11 protein-coding genes are annotated in these 14,321 nt (G+C 56.8%); 4 read left to right on the forward strand and 7 right to left on the reverse strand.

Translation table 11 applies throughout. From position 1 onward, the window contains the following. Window positions 1-41: 41 nt before the first annotated feature. The 3 genes from ACGY09_RS14665 to ACGY09_RS14675 all read right to left on the reverse strand — a co-directional run bounded on the left by ACGY09_RS14665 (window position 42) and on the right by ACGY09_RS14675 (window position 3,027). The gene (locus ACGY09_RS14665) at window positions 42-1,451 is read right to left on the reverse strand and encodes an efflux RND transporter periplasmic adaptor subunit (protein ID WP_397568316.1); all 1,410 of its coding nucleotides are present in this window, start codon (window positions 1,449-1,451) and stop codon (window positions 42-44) included. Window positions 1,452-1,534: 83 nt separating this feature from the next. Beyond that, window positions 1,535-2,515 (reverse strand): hypothetical protein, encoded by a 981-nt coding sequence (locus ACGY09_RS14670; RefSeq protein WP_397568317.1) that lies wholly within the window; start codon window positions 2,513-2,515, stop codon window positions 1,535-1,537. Then, the gene (locus ACGY09_RS14675) at window positions 2,512-3,027 is read right to left on the reverse strand and encodes a sigma-70 family RNA polymerase sigma factor (protein WP_397568318.1); all 516 of its coding nucleotides are present in this window, start codon (window positions 3,025-3,027) and stop codon (window positions 2,512-2,514) included. The genes ACGY09_RS14670 and ACGY09_RS14675 overlap by 4 nt, the downstream gene beginning before the upstream one ends. 683 nt (window positions 3,028-3,710) lie before the next feature. Between ACGY09_RS14675 and dnaE the strand changes: the two genes are divergently transcribed. Beyond that, window positions 3,711-7,262, forward strand: coding sequence for a DNA polymerase III subunit alpha (gene dnaE / locus ACGY09_RS14680; protein WP_397568319.1), 3,552 nt, complete (start codon window positions 3,711-3,713; stop codon window positions 7,260-7,262). Window positions 7,263-7,435: 173 nt separating this feature from the next. After that, window positions 7,436-7,858, forward strand: a complete 423-nt coding sequence (locus tag ACGY09_RS14685) for a DUF2784 domain-containing protein (protein WP_397568320.1) — start codon at window positions 7,436-7,438, stop codon at window positions 7,856-7,858. A 1,044-nt stretch (window positions 7,859-8,902) separates the two neighbouring features. Here the strand turns inward: ACGY09_RS14685 and ACGY09_RS14690 are convergent. The 3 genes from ACGY09_RS14690 to ACGY09_RS14700 form a co-directional block, all read right to left on the reverse strand. Beyond that, window positions 8,903-9,301 (reverse strand): transposase, encoded by a 399-nt coding sequence (locus ACGY09_RS14690; RefSeq protein ID WP_397568160.1) that lies wholly within the window; start codon window positions 9,299-9,301, stop codon window positions 8,903-8,905. Then, the gene (locus ACGY09_RS14695) at window positions 9,295-9,741 is read right to left on the reverse strand and encodes a transposase (RefSeq protein WP_397568161.1); all 447 of its coding nucleotides are present in this window, start codon (window positions 9,739-9,741) and stop codon (window positions 9,295-9,297) included. Before ACGY09_RS14695 ends, ACGY09_RS14690 begins: the two co-directional genes overlap by 7 nt. A gap of 455 nt (window positions 9,742-10,196) precedes the next feature. Beyond that, a complete protein-coding gene (locus ACGY09_RS14700; RefSeq protein WP_397568321.1) occupies window positions 10,197-11,009 on the reverse strand; it encodes a sugar phosphate isomerase/epimerase family protein in 813 nt (270 codons plus the stop codon). Window positions 11,010-11,249: 240 nt separating this feature from the next. On the opposite strand from ACGY09_RS14700, the gene ACGY09_RS14705 reads away from it, so the two are divergent. Next, the gene (locus tag ACGY09_RS14705) at window positions 11,250-11,879 is read left to right on the forward strand and encodes a hypothetical protein (RefSeq protein WP_397568322.1); all 630 of its coding nucleotides are present in this window, start codon (window positions 11,250-11,252) and stop codon (window positions 11,877-11,879) included. Beyond that, window positions 11,879-12,772, forward strand: a complete 894-nt coding sequence (gene nadC, locus ACGY09_RS14710; protein ID WP_373649484.1) for a carboxylating nicotinate-nucleotide diphosphorylase — start codon at window positions 11,879-11,881, stop codon at window positions 12,770-12,772. Before ACGY09_RS14705 ends, nadC begins: the two co-directional genes overlap by 1 nt. Before the next feature lie 306 nt (window positions 12,773-13,078). On the opposite strand, the gene ACGY09_RS14715 is transcribed toward nadC, so the two are convergent. Then, window positions 13,079-13,870 (reverse strand): MBL fold metallo-hydrolase, encoded by a 792-nt coding sequence (locus ACGY09_RS14715; RefSeq protein WP_373649483.1) that lies wholly within the window; start codon window positions 13,868-13,870, stop codon window positions 13,079-13,081. Between the last annotated feature and the right edge of the window lie 451 nt (window positions 13,871-14,321).

Consider the following 14,321-nt stretch of genomic DNA (forward strand, 5'->3'; position numbering starts at 1 on the left):
AACGGTTTTTCATCGGCTCGTGTGAGGGACTCGTTTCCGGGTTACTGCAGTTTTCTGTCCGGAACCGTCCCGGGTGCCGCGATGACCAGACCTTGCGACGGCATCTCGGCGGGATTGGGAAGCTGGTCCATCACGTTCTGCAGCATCAGGGCACCCGAAGTGATGACGATGTCGCCATCCTGAATCCCTTTTTCATCACGATCGATATAGACCCTGTCGCGGAAGCGGCGGACGACCCTGACCGGCTTGCGCGCGTAGAGTTCGTCGTTGTTTCCCTGGCGTACAAAGACAAAGCTGTCACGTCCACTTTCGACGACCGATGTGGAGGGAAGCTCGAGTTCATGTTCGGGGGCGGGCATCTGGATCTTCACCGTCACGAACTGACCGATCTTCAGTTTGCCATCTGTGTTTTCGACGCGGCCCGTGGCAAGTGCCGTATGCTGAGTAGGGTCGATGACCGCTCCGACTTTCTCGAGCGTTCCCGCGAACGCCTTGCCGGGTTGAGAGGGGAGTTCGACCGTCCACTGGATCGGCCGGGGGAGTTTTTCAAGGATGGGCAGATCTTCCTCGTAAACGTGGACCCAGACGGCCAGGTGCGAGATGTCGCCGATCTTGAACAGGTCAGTGTCGGTTCCCACGATATCCCCGACGACGGCGTTCTTTTCAAGAATGACGCCACTGATCGGAGCACGGACTTCGACTCGGGCCCACTCTCGCGCTTCGGAAACGGGCATGGTCGTCTCGTGCAGTTCGTCCGCCTTGGCGACTCGATTTGTCTCTGCACGAATCTCGGCGAAGTCGTCGTCGGTCACGCGCCAGGTTCGCAGCGTACGTTCGAGACTGGCGATTTCGACCAGCCGAATCTGGACATCTTTTTCCGCGTCGCGGTAATTCCGTCCGGCACCGGCACCGGTGTCGAACAGCTTTTTCAGTCGGTCCCTCAGTTCTTCTTCCGCGCGAAGCTTGGTCATCGAGTCGACCAGATCACTTTTCTTCTGGCCCAGGTCGGTACTCCAGACGACCGCCAGGAGATCACCCTTGCGGACTCGTTCGCCCACTCGCAGAGTCGGGTCAGAGCCATCGGTCGATTTGCCAATCTCGACGACCTCGCCGCCAAACCTGGCGTGCACGCGTGAGAGATGGTCATTGTCGAGCGCCAGCACCCCCTGAAAGCTGGGAAGTGCGATGGGACTTGCGGCATCGGCGACCACGGCAGTGTCCATTCCCATTTTGTTCGCGATTTCCGCAGGGACGTGCAGTTCATCCGCACCGGTTCTGGTCACCAGAGGGGTTTCTTCCGAGGTGGGGAGAGGTGAACCCGACGGGCTGTGTGGGTTTGCCTTGTGGGATTGACCAGCGGAGAACTGAACATAATGCAAAGAGATCCCCACACCGAGGGCGACCGCCACCAGTGTTGCACCCAGTCCCATCCCTGTAACGAATGACTTCATCTCTGATTCGACCTCTGGTTGAATTTCACCGTGCTGCACGCTGAGACGGCTCCAACATCCTGGCGGGGGGAACGACCCGCACGCTATCGCAAACTCACAAGATTCACCTTCACATCATCCACAAACTGGCCGGGGAACTCACCCAGCTCTTCATCTTCGTCCGTACAAATGACCGCGAGCTGGACCACCAGATACCGCGTTTCTGGTGGCAATGAGAGCTGGGTCTTCAACTGCTGCCAGGACTTCGAGTCGGTGTCGGCTGGCAACTGCGAACCGCCGAACATCAATGCATTTCCTTTTTGCATCGGCCAGGTATGCGAATGCTGCGATGGATCGGCAGCGAGAGCGAACAGCGCGATTTCAAAAGCAAACTTGTTCTCTTCGAGATCGTCGTCGGTCGCATTGAAGAATGCCGAGGCTTCAATCAGCCGCGGCTCCCGTTTCAGATCGAGCGAGTCGAGGGGAATGATCTGATAAATCTCACACCCGCGCTCGGGTGCGGATGTCGATTTTACGAAGCGCAACATCTGGTTCCCTTCCAGGGGGACGATGTCCGAGTGCCGTTCGACGACGTCAACATCGTCTCCATACCAGATATTCGGCTGCACACGAATATCCGAGACCAGACCCTGCTCAAACCCGGGATCGGTCATCTGCAGGGACTGGTGCGAATCCGTGTTGGCGGACGGCTGCCAGAAGGACCAGCCGATGACAAGCAGCACCATGGCGGCAAGTGAGAGCGGCGTCCCGAGTTCCACGACACGTCGCCATCCGAGGGGACGGGCGATTTGTCTGGCAGGAGGTACAACCGTTGTCCCGTCCGTCGCTGCCGGGAGTGGCTCAGGGGCGGAGAGGAACTCACCAGACTGAATCACGCCTGTTTCCGGCTGCTGGAACTCCCGTTGTAACAGACCATGAATGAGCATGTGGTCCAGGTACTGCTGTTGTGAGATCGGATCGTGTTTCAGCAGCGTGTTGAGCTGTTCGACTTCGTCGACCGCCAGGGATTCGTCTGTCAATTTTGACAGAAGTTCACGCAACGGAGTGGAATTGGAGTCTGTCACGATTCTCTCCCTTGAACCTGCTGGGAAACGCAGTTCACCAGAGTTTCCCGGATTCGATAGAGGGCCTGAGATATGGCACCCACGGATTGTTGACGCGATTCGGCGATCTGCTTGACGGAGCCCCCTGATGAATATCGGCTCATCAGAAGTTCCCGCTGGTCAGCAGGGAGTCGCGCCAGGCATCGCCGCAGCGCGTCTGAGTACGCGTTCGCATCGTCGCACCGATCGGATTGAATCTCACACAGGTCCTCAAAAAGCGGTTCATCAAATACGCGTCGATCACGAGAGAGCCGGCGGCGGTAGTTCAGAATATGGTATCTCGCAATGCGGGTCGCCCATGCCATGAAGTTCGTGCCGATCTCAAACTCGTCCATCTTTCGCCACAATGTCAGATTGGTCTCCTGCAGGATGTCCTGAGCGGCGACCCGGTCGGGAAGCAGCGCAAGAATGCAGGCGTACAACGCCGACTGAGATGACGTGAGAAGTTTGATAAATTCCTCGTTCCGATTCACAAAACCTCCCACAGAAACAATGTCCGCTAGAACCGGAATCTCACGCAAAAATTTTTGTGAATGGAAAAGAATGCTCGAATCGGTTGGAGGAGAAAGGGTCGGAGGCCAGGTTCCGCGGATCCTGTAGGGGGCATCCGTCTACATCATATCGACTGCGCCTTGGGGTAACTCAAGGGTAGTCAAAGACTTGAAGGAACTGTCAGTTTCGGGCGGAGACGTTGGTGGTGTCCCGTTCCATCAATGAACTTCGTTGGGAGCCGCCGGTCCCGGTCGTCGCGAGGGGCAGAGGCGACGTTCAGGCGTCTGTGCGTTGCTGCAGGAGCAATGGGAAAATTCAGCCGGCTTGCATTTTCGGAGCCGGCTTGCATTTTCGGAGAGGGTGTGGCAAGGTCAGGGAACGCTCTGAATTTGCTGCCACCGCAGAACGTCCCCTCAGCGTCGCTGAGAACGCGCGATGACGCGAGCGGTCGATTTCCCGCAACTTCTCCGACGAGAAAATTTCCGGGGAGAGAATTCTTCCGGAATGACCCGAAAGTCGTTCGCTTTGTCCTGAGCAGGTTCAAGTTACAATTGCCGACTTCTCGATTTTAGACAACACAGTTTTAGACACGACAGTCCGGAGACGACTCCGGTGTCGATCGACCACGAATTCCGATTTCTGCCCTGCGGAATGAAAGCCCCTCATGTCCGACGCCTCGCCCGCCCTTGCTTCTCCTGCCCCGTCTTTACAGTTCGCACATCTGCACTGCCATACTCACTACAGCTTGCTGGATGGGGCGAATCGTGTTGATCAGGTGGTCAAAAAGGTGAAGAACGCGGGGATGAATGCGCTCGCGATCACCGACCACGGAAACCTGTATGGGGCGCTGGAGTTTTATAACGAGTGCCGTGGCGCGAGTATCAATCCGATCCTGGGTCTGGAAGCGTACATCGCTCCAGGGTCCCGCTTTGATAAATCGGGGGCGCGAGGGGTCAAGGATGCCTGTTACCATTTGACTCTGCTGGCCATGAACGCAGTGGGGTTTCAGAACCTTGTGAAGCTCTCTTCGGCGGCGTTCCTCGAAGGCTTTTATCATCGCCCTCGTATCGATAAGGAAATTCTCGAAGCGCACAGCGAAGGACTGATTCTGCTGTCCGGTTGCGCCGCAGGTGAGCTTTCGCAGTTGCTGCTGGCTGGTAAGGATGAGGAAGCCGAGCGGTTAACGGCCTGGTACTCCAAGGTCTTTGGCGATCGGCTTTACATGGAGATCCAGAACGCCGGCTTCGCCATTCAGAAGCAGTGTATGGATATGACAGTCGATCTCGCGAACCGGATGGGGCTGCCCCTCGTCGCGACCAACGACGCTCACTATCTGAACCAGTCTGATGCTGCGATGCACGACGTGCTGCTGTGCGTCAATACGAAGGTTGAACGGTCTGACATCTCAAGGATGAAGATGGACACCGACCAGTTGTTCGTCCGTACTCCGGAAGAAATGTACGCGGCGTTTCCCGGGTTCGAAGATGCGGTCGCCCGCTCGCAGGAGATCGCCAATCGAATTGATATTCAGCTCGACCTGAAGTCGCGTCACTATCCGGTCTTCCAGCCACCCGGCGGCAAACGCGACATCGAATACCTGCGTGAACTTGTCTACGAAGGGATGGAGTTCCGATACGGCAAAGATGGGATCACGGACGCCCATCGCGAGCGGGCCGAGTTCGAGTTGGCTGTGATCGAGAAGATGGGCTATGCGAGCTACTTCCTGATCGTCTGGGACTTCGTGCGATTCGCCGTGGAACAGGGGATTCCCTGCAGTGCCCGTGGATCGGCGTGTGGAGCATTGGTCGCGTATGTACTCAGGCTGAGCCACGTCTGCCCGCTCGAATACGACTTGCTGTTTGAACGATTCCTGGACCCCAGCCGAACCGAACCGCCCGATATCGATATCGACTTCTGCCGCGATCGTCGGCAGCTGGTGATCGACTACACCAAACAAAAGTATGGTTCGGCCAACGTTTCGCAGATTGGAACCTTCGGAACGCTGAAGGCGAAGGCGGCGATCCGCGACGTCGCTCGCGTTCTGTCCATCCCCCCGAAGGATGTTGACGTCATTGCGAAGATGGTTCCGGAAACGCTGAACATCACTCTCGATGAAGCCATCGCGGAAAGTGCTGAGCTCAAGGAACTATACAACAGCGATCCCAAGATTCGCGAAGTACTGGATCTGGCAAAGCAGATCGAAGGGCTGGCGCGCAGTGCGGGAACCCATGCGGCAGGGGTCGTGGTCTCTGATCAGCCGATTTCCCAGTACATTCCTCTGCAAACGATCAGTGGCAAGACCGACGTCATTACGCAGTGGGAAGGTCCGACCGTCGAAAAGGCCGGTCTGCTCAAGATGGACTTCCTGGGTCTGCGGAACCTGACCATTCTCGACAAGGCGGTGAAGAATGTGAAAAAGCACCGCGGTGTCGAGATCGACCCGGTGAAACTGCCGCTGGATGACAAGGCGACCTTTGCCCTGCTGCAGCGGGGAGAAACCAAAGGGATCTTCCAGCTCGAATCCGGCGGGATGCGTGACCTGCTCACCAAGATGAAGCCGGATAAGTTTGCCGATATCATCGCGACCTCGGCGCTGTATCGTCCCGGTCCCCTGGAAGGGGGGATGGTGATGACGTATGTGGAGGTCAAGCACAAACGGCAACCACTGCCTCGACTGCATCCGATCATCGACGCCATTCTGGATGAAACCTATGGCGTCATGGTTTACCAGGAGCAGGTGATGCGGATCCTGAACCGACTGGGGGGCATCGAACTACCCCAGTCGTATCAGTGTATTAAGGCGATCAGTAAGAAAAAGCTGGAAACGATTGCCAAGTATCGCGCCCAGTTCCTGGAAGGGGCCAGTCAAAACAATCTGGCCTCAGATAAAGCCGTTGAACTGTTCGAAATGATCGAAAAGTTCGCCGGCTACGGTTTCAACAAAAGTCACAGTACGGCCTACGGGGCGGTGGCTTATCAGACGGCCTATCTGAAAGCACATTATCCCCAGGAGTTCATGGCCGCACTGCTGTCGTGCGAACTGGGCGAAACCGACAAGCTGGTCGAACACGTCGATGACTGCCGTCGCATGGGGATCACCATCCTGCCCCCCGATATTAATGTCGGTGACGTTGAGTTCTCGGTGCTGGGGGACAAGCTCACCTTCGGTCTGGGAGCGATCAAAGGGGTCGGGGAAGGGGCGATCGGTGCTATTATCGCCGAGCGGAATCAGAATGGCCCCTACAAAGACGTCTTCTCGATCGCAGAACGCTGTGATTCCAAGCAGGTGACGAAGGGGGTGCTGGAACTTCTTGTCAAAGCGGGTGCGCTCGATTGTCTGGGAGGACACCGTGCACAACAGTTTGCGGTGATTGAACGGGCGGTCCAGGGTGCTGCGGCCATTCAGCGTGACAAGCAGCGAGGACAGAAAAACCTCTTCGGCGGAGATGACGACGAAGAAGTCACGGCCCCCGGTGCGGCACCTTCGACGATGCCGGAAGTTCCGGAATGGTCCAAACGGGAGATGCTGGCCTTCGAGAAAGAGGCGCTCGGTTTCTTCCTGACATCACATCCCCTGGCTGAGATGGCGTTCACGATCAAACAGTTCTCGACTCATCAGGTGAAAGAGTTGATCGATGCGGGGGAGAACGAAGAAGTGATCCTCGGCGGGATGGTTTCGGCAATCAAGAAGGCTCAGACGAAGAAGCCGAGTCGCAACGGTCACACCAAGTATGTGAACTTCGATTTTGAAGATCCGACCGGCGTGGTCCGGTGCATTATGTGGCCGGAAGAATTTGCCCGACTGGGGGAAAAAGTCGAACAGGAGCAAGTTCGGTTCGTGCGGGGGAAAGTCGACAAACGCAGCCGTGAACCGAACGTGATCGTGGATGCGATGTGGACACTCGAAGAAGTCGAGAAGGAATTCACAAAGCAGGTTCTGATCAAGTTCCAGAAGGGGCTGCACGATCTCCGCGTCATCGAACGGGTTCGTGATATCATCCAGAAGACGCCCGGCAAAGCCGAAATTGTGCTGGTCGTGGACGCCAAGGAAGAAGGAAAAAGTCGCTGCCGCTACGTGACACACAAGCCGCTGGAGCAGAAGATCAGCGTGAACCGTGAGATGCGTCGGGAACTGACCGAGACACTGGGGGAAGAGAACATCCGCTTCGTCGCCGACCTGAAGAAGAAAGCGGTCGGACAGAGTGTGGGTCGCTAACGGCTTGCATCGGGCCGTCGGATCCAGCAAATCGACAACCTCGAAAGGGGTGGACAAGTGCTTTAATCACGGGGCGCCGGCGCGGGGCCAGACTGGCCCAAGCGGCCCCGGGTTTTGAACCGCCGGGAATAGTCGTCGGGAATAAAGTCACATCGGCGCGCGTCTTTAATCTTATGTCACTCTTGTATCGATTCGCCGCTGACGCTGTTGTGCTGTTTCATATGGCCTACGCGCTGACTGTCGTACTCGGGTTGCCGCTGACCTGGATCGGCATCTTGCGAGGGCAGCAATGGGTACGAAATTTCTGGTGGCGCTGTGGCCATCTCGCGATGATCGGGATCGTGGTGGCGGAAGCCTGGGCGGGTATTCCCTGCCCGCTGACGGTCTGGGAGCGGAATCTGAGGTCGCTGGCCGGGGAACAAACCTACTCGGGCGATTTTATTGCGAATCTTGTCCACAACTGGCTGTTCTACGAAGCACCGCAGTGGGCCTTCACGACGGTCTACTCGCTGTTTGGCTTGCTCGTCTTCTTTTCCTTCGTCGTTGCCCCACCCCGCTGGCCGGGGCGGGGGAAGGTGCCTGCCGAAGCGTCTTGAGGTTTTCCCCTATTGGCTCTCGCCATCACGGCGCTGAATCGCGTCGCGTTCAAGTCTGACAGAGTCAGGCACAGGACCACCGGCGTTGATCGAGACAGACGCCGACGTCGATTACGCTACATTCCCAAAGGCTGAGGCCGGGAATCATCACCGAGCGCTCACCGCGCACGCGGCCGACTCGGAAGTAATGACGAAACAACAAAAGCGTTGAGATTGGACTTCTCCCTGTTTCTTGCCCGCAGATGGGCACCACGTCAAATCGCAATCTCCGTGGCAGTGGCTTCCAACCGCTGACCGTTGGCTGCTCGATCCGACTCCCATCTACCCCAGCACCCACCGGTTGGAAGCCGGTGCCACGTTTTCCAGTGTGCCCAAGTTGAGGGGACATGGATGAATGGCGCTAAGTTAGGCCGTAAGGTTCTAGGCAGATTGCCGCAACAGAATATGCTGTGTCCAGAGTTTGGTCCGCAGATTTCGCGGATTTTCGCAGATGAAATTTCTGTTCCTGGAATCTGCGCCATCTGCGGATGTTGTCATTGACTTGAGGAGTGGCGATGGATGCGTGCCACTCACCCCAAAATGGCCTTGTGTGCAGTGTCCCCATGGCCCTGTGGTTCCTGTGTCGGCGCTTTCCCAAAGCCTCAAATGAACTGCGCATTAAGCGTCGTCGTCCACATATTGCTGGTGACTTCAGAGGATAAATTGGGTACAGAGCCATTCTGGTTGAAAGCGTAGGACTGGGCTTCGTGCCCTCCGCCGAAATAGAAATAGGCAGTGTCCATGCCTGCCTATTCGCGCCGGACAGTATTCGCTGTGCCCCCTTTGGTCATCGCGAGACGTCAAGGCCCGACATGCTCTTGCCATGCATAGATATGAGAAACGCAGTCGCTTTCATCAACTACTAACACTGCTATCGAAATCGTCTTGACGATTGCATCGCTGTCTTGCCGGGAGTAGGTGCGATACAGGTCACCGAATAATTCAATCGTAATCGGTTCATCGCCGCTTTTGTCTTTTACAACTGTTCTTTCTCTAGAGGCAGTTTCAAAACCGGTTCAAGCATATCATTACGCAGGCGAGGTGGAAAAAGCCTTCGAAGAGATGTGGGTAGTATTCATGCCGGACAAGAAGCCTTCTTTGATAGCCTAGCCAACTGATCGTGCGTTCCACTTTCCAGCGACTCGCATATCTCTTCAGGCTTCGCCCGTCTTGTCGAGACGGCTTCTTCCGGCCTTTTCGGTGGGGTGTGATTTGCTCAATGCCTCTCAGTTTGAGCGTATCACGAATCCAATCGGCATCAGCCGCTTTATCGTACAGCAGCCTCTCGGGTTTCTGGCCAGCAACTTGAATGTCGACCAGCGTCTCGATCGTGTTGACTTCGGCGACCTGTGCAGAAATGGTGAACCCCGAGATGGGGACGCCGTTACCGTCCGTCATCAGCATGAGTTTCGTTCCTTTACCTTTCTTGGTCTTACCAACCTCGGCGCCCCCTTTTTTGCAGGCGAAAAGGTGCCATCACCCATTGCCTGCGACCAGTTCAGCTGTTTCTGTCGATCAAGGGACTTCAGGAGACGTTCCCACGTTTTGACCATGATTCCTCTCTCCGTCCACTCCTTGAGCCTTCGCCAGCATGTTGCAGGAGACGGGTATCGCTCTGGTAAATCTTGCCATCGTCCTCCGCTCTTCAGGACCCACAAAATTCCTTCCAGACAGGGTCGAGGCTCGACTCGTGGTCGGCCTCCCAGTGGGGATGGAAGAGGGTTTGCAAACAGATCTTTGATGGAATTCCACTGGGCATCATCAAGAAAAGGCTTCGGGACCGTCCTGGACCCTGTCGTATTCGGCCGCCGTCGCTGGGGCCACATGGACAGGGTAATTCGCATGTAAGGGACTCCTTTCTCCCTTACCGGTATGCAAATTGCCTGCCAGAATCGTTATTGCAATAAAGGGGTTTTGAAACTGCCTCTAGTTGTTCTGGTTAGTTTGCATCCTAACATTTTCAATTGCGATTCTGCAGAGCTTAGGCTGGTACCGGGCGTTATTTCAGCCTTCACTGTAGCAGGAAAATTACCAAGATTCGCCTTTGGGACCACTACGCATCCGAGCAATAGACATGACATGCACAAATAGATCCAGAATAGGTTCTTCCACATCCCTGTCACCCTGCAGCTTTCTTTACACGATCTGGCAATTTCTCATTCAAAAAATGGCCTGTGTGCAGTGTCCCCGTGGCCCTACTTCCCCGTGCGCTTACCACCGAGCCACGGTTCGACGCGTAAGTGAACCGTGGCTCGAGTGTGTGACAGCAACGTTGAATGCCGGTTCCGTCAAACCTTGATCAACCTTCCACGACGGCCTTCATCGATTCGAGACCGATCCGCGCGACTTCTTTCGGATCACGGGTCCAGAGATCTTCCCGGAAGAGTTCCAGCGACAACCAACGGGAATAGCCTTGCTGCTTCAGCAGGCTGAGCCACTGCTTGAGATCGAGATGGCCTTCGCCAGGGAGGACGCGACTGTGGTCATGCTGCTGTTCGCGAGGTGGGCTGGCGGGGGTGTCGTTGAAGTGACTGATTGCGATCTGATCACCTCGCAGGAGACTGAGAGAACTGAATTCGCCCCCGCCGCGGAAATTGTGGAAGGGATCGACAATGATGGTCGCGTCTGGATGCTGCGACAGCGTCATGATCTCCAGAGCCGATTCGATCGTATTGATCTGTTCGACGAAGCCGAGATATTCCATGGCCGGCTTCACGCCGAATGATTTGCCCAGGTTGAGCAGTTCGGCGTAGTTCCGCGCCGCGAGCGCGACATCGACTTTCCCCCCAGCCGGACTGGCGATCGAATAGATCGCGCCGAGAGCGGCGGCATCCTCAAGACGCTTTTTACATTCGTCGAGACCCGCAACGTGTTCTGCACCGGTCGTATCACACCAGCCACGCAGGTAGATCGTGGTGGGAAGTGCGAGATTCTGGTCGGCGAGTGCCTTTTTGATATCCGACAGTTTCCCGCCAGATGAGACATACGACTCGATGTCATCATGCCAGAGTTCAATTGCAGAGTAGCCCACCTCTCCGGCGATACGAATCTTGTCCAGAATCGGTGTCGGTCGAATCGTGCTGGCATTCAGACAGTATTGAAACGCAGCCATGGTGGATTCCTTGTTGAAGTGACGAATGCTGCCTTCGATTGGATAACGTGGCGTAAAGATAACCAAACAGGGCGGGAATCGTGAGCGACGTCACCGATTCAGGAGCGGACCAAACTCCCGTCATCGGCACGTCCTTTCCATTCCACACGAGCCGCGCGCGGGACTGTTTCGCACTTCGGAGATCCTCTGATTACCTCAAGGAGGCAGCTCGCGAGCAGAATCGTTTCTGCCGATTACTGAATGTGGATTGTCACCGAAGGAATGATGGCTGTAGAATTTTGCTGGAAACTGGCAACGGGAGGGCGATTCATGCGTTTATGGTGTTTTCTGGCGATCGGACTGTTCGTCGCTCGAACGGCCTCTGCGCAACTGGCCGTGCAGCAGCCGGTCGTCAGCGAGACGGGGGTCGGCACCGTCGTTTCCGTCCCTGACCGCGGCGAAGTTTTTCTGGGCGGGGTTTCTTCGGCCCAATCCGGCCGGATCCAGAACGGACCCCTGCCGACGGTCACCTCCCGTGGCTTCTCGCGACAGGCCACCTCAATGTCGGCAAGGGTCTTCATCCACGACCTGCAGGCCATGGATGAAGCGATTCTCAATTCCTCTTCACCCGTCGCACCCGAGACAGCGATTTCACCAGGGACGCACGCGTCCAGCCTGGCGACCCGCCTGAAAGCCCGCCGAGACGCGGACCACGTTCCAACCTCGGCAACGACTGATCGTTCTGTGGATCAGGCTGCGAAGGCGGCCCGGTTTGAGGACTTGGCAATCAAGGCCGAAAAAGCGGGTAAGGCAGGGGTCGCGAAGCTCCATTGGCAGATGGCGGCGAAATACGGATCAAAACGGGCGGAAACACGATTGGCACAAAGATAATGCATGAAACGTTTGCCAGTGGCGAACAGGCGGTCGCACGACAGCTCATTGAGATGGCGCTTTCGGAAGACCTTTCCTCGCTCGGTGATTTGACCTGTCAGGCGCTCATCAGCGAAGACCAGACCGCGACAGTCCTCGTGGCGGCCCGGCAGCCGGGCGTGCTGGCGGGGGCGACCGTGGGTCGCATGGTTTTTGCCAAGCTGGATGCCTCGGTCCAGTGGGAGGAACTGTGGCCGGATGGGACGCGGCTCTCGGCGGGGACGATTGTGGCTCGCGTGACCGGTCCCCTGGCGACGCTGCTGATTGGTGAGCGAACAATGCTCAACTTTATGACGCACCTCAGCGGCATCGCCACGTTGACCCGGAAATTTGTCGATGCCGTCAAAGGGACGCAGGCTCAGATTCTGGATACCCGAAAAACGCTCCCGGGCTGGCGAGTTCTTGAGAAATACGCCGTTCGCTGTGGTGGTGGAACCAACCACCGGATGGGGCTGTATGACGGGGTGCTGATTAAGGACAACCACCTTGCAGCATGGACCGAGTCGTCGAGCATCGCCTCCGCGGTGCAGACAGCCCGCTCGAAGTCACCCGAAGGAGTCTCCATCGAAGTGGAAGTCGATTCGCTTGAGCAACTCAAGGATGCACTCAAGGGAAATCCAGACATCGTCCTGCTAGACAATATGTCGGTCGAGACCTTGCGCGAGGCCGTGGCGCTGCGTAATTCGCTGGCCCCGGCCGTCAAACTGGAGGCGTCCGGCGGGGTGACACTGGCGACAGTCGCCGAGATTGCGAGTACCGGTGTCGAACGAATCAGCGTGGGTGCGCTCACACACTCTGCCCCCGCTCTGGACCTGGCGTTTGACTGGCCGGCCAGTTTCCCGGCCCTGCGTTGAACGGGGATCGGGGTTTCCTCACGCCTCATGGACGGACGCCACCCCTTCGGCGGGATGAGGCAACCCCCGCCGCTCGCCGCGAATTCCGGCCGAGCCTGCTCGCACACCAGTGGAGCAGGCCATACGGTGCCGGGCGACCCTTCAGGTAAAGCGATGCCGTGACGTCACTTGTCTGGCCATTCCGCCGCCGCAGGTGGCCTGTGGGGGATGCACTGCCGCGACCCCGAGTTCGCGGGCCTTGCAGTCCGGCCCGCAGGGGGGAATCCGTTCGAGCGGCGGAGAGGCCGAGAAGTTGAACAGCCCGCGTCAGGCCTTTTCGGGATCAAAGCCCCGGATGATTTCTTCTTCCCACTCATCCAGCAGTGGCCAGTCGATTGCGCACGTACCGAAGTCGGCCATATGCAGATACTGCGTGAGTCGGTCGATGGTTTTCTGGATGTGTGCGTTATCCTTGCGGAAGATGGGGCCGTGACTGGGGAGCAGCCATTTCACGTCAGAGTCGCGAATTCGTTCCAGCGACTTGATGAAATCGGGGATGTCCGAGCCGTGGTGGGCATCGATATTACCGACGCCACCATCACGGTAGATATTGTCCCCCGACAGTAAGAGATCGCCCAGACGGAATGCGAGCTGGCTGGGAGTATGTCCGGGTGTGTTCCAGACCTCCAGCGTCAATCCACCCACGCTGAGGGTATCCCCTTCATTGATTGTCTGTTCGACCTTGATTTCGGGAAGATCGATCGAAATGCCTTGCGCGGCGATTTCGGCGTAGGTCACGATGCGGTCCTGCGACGCAAGCAACTGCTGACATTCGGGGTGTCCGACGATGATGGCTTGAGGAAGCAGTTCCTTTGCTCGCTTCAAACCCTGAATGTGATCGACGTCTGCGTGTGTCGCGACGAGGTACTTGCACTTTGCCAGGGCAAAATCCATCTGCCGAATCATATCAATGATTTCATCGGTCGAATCTTCAAAACCGATGTCGACCAGCATCCATTCTTCGGAGTCATGCACGAGGTAGACACAGCAACCCAATCGTTGTCGGGCCTGATAGTTCATCTCGATGACATGCGGAAACACTTCACGACGGGCCAGCATGGCGGATCTTTCCAGGGAACGGCGGAGGGACGGATAGGGGCAGAGGCGTAAACAGCCGCTCAAAGACAGATTCTAGGTCTCGCCTGCATGTCGAACAACTCGCCCGTTACGGTCAGCGGGGGGCGAGCGGATCACGGGGCGGAATACTTATGTCGGTCGCGAACAACAATAAACAGAATGTAAGTTATGTCTTGCGGCCCATGAAATCCACGAAAAGCGTAATTTTTCCTGCCTTTTGGAACGCTGCCGTGTACAGAAGAACGCCGCCCGATCGAGCACGTTTCCAGAGTGGGACGCGGTGTTCCGGATACATCGATCGACGAATCGGCACATTCCTATCTGACCCTGCTGCACCTTGCCGTGGCCGCCGAATCGTGTTGACACACATCGGCAATTTCTGCCATACATCCGCTCTGCGCGAGAATGCGCGCGAACAGGGAAGTCAAAACGA

Source organism: Schlesneria sphaerica, from assembly GCF_044336245.1.
GTDB classification, from domain to species: domain Bacteria; phylum Planctomycetota; class Planctomycetia; order Planctomycetales; family Planctomycetaceae; genus Schlesneria; species Schlesneria sphaerica.

Coding starts and splice junctions, on each gene's coding strand:
- nadC (WP_373649484.1), top strand. CDS start 11,879: ATGCATGAAACGTTTGCCAGTGGCGAACAGGCGGTCGCACGACAGCTC.
- ACGY09_RS14665 (WP_397568316.1), bottom strand. CDS start 1,451: ATGAAGTCATTCGTTACAGGGATGGGACTGGGTGCAACACTGGTGGCG.
- ACGY09_RS14690 (WP_397568160.1), bottom strand. CDS start 9,301: ATGCTGATGACGGACGGTAACGGCGTCCCCATCTCGGGGTTCACCATT.
- ACGY09_RS14695 (WP_397568161.1), bottom strand. CDS start 9,741: ATGCGAATTACCCTGTCCATGTGGCCCCAGCGACGGCGGCCGAATACG.
- ACGY09_RS14685 (WP_397568320.1), top strand. CDS start 7,436: ATGTCACTCTTGTATCGATTCGCCGCTGACGCTGTTGTGCTGTTTCAT.
- ACGY09_RS14705 (WP_397568322.1), top strand. CDS start 11,250: ATGTGGATTGTCACCGAAGGAATGATGGCTGTAGAATTTTGCTGGAAA.
- ACGY09_RS14700 (WP_397568321.1), bottom strand. CDS start 11,009: ATGGCTGCGTTTCAATACTGTCTGAATGCCAGCACGATTCGACCGACA.
- dnaE (WP_397568319.1), top strand. CDS start 3,711: ATGTCCGACGCCTCGCCCGCCCTTGCTTCTCCTGCCCCGTCTTTACAG.
- ACGY09_RS14715 (WP_373649483.1), bottom strand. CDS start 13,870: ATGCTGGCCCGTCGTGAAGTGTTTCCGCATGTCATCGAGATGAACTAT.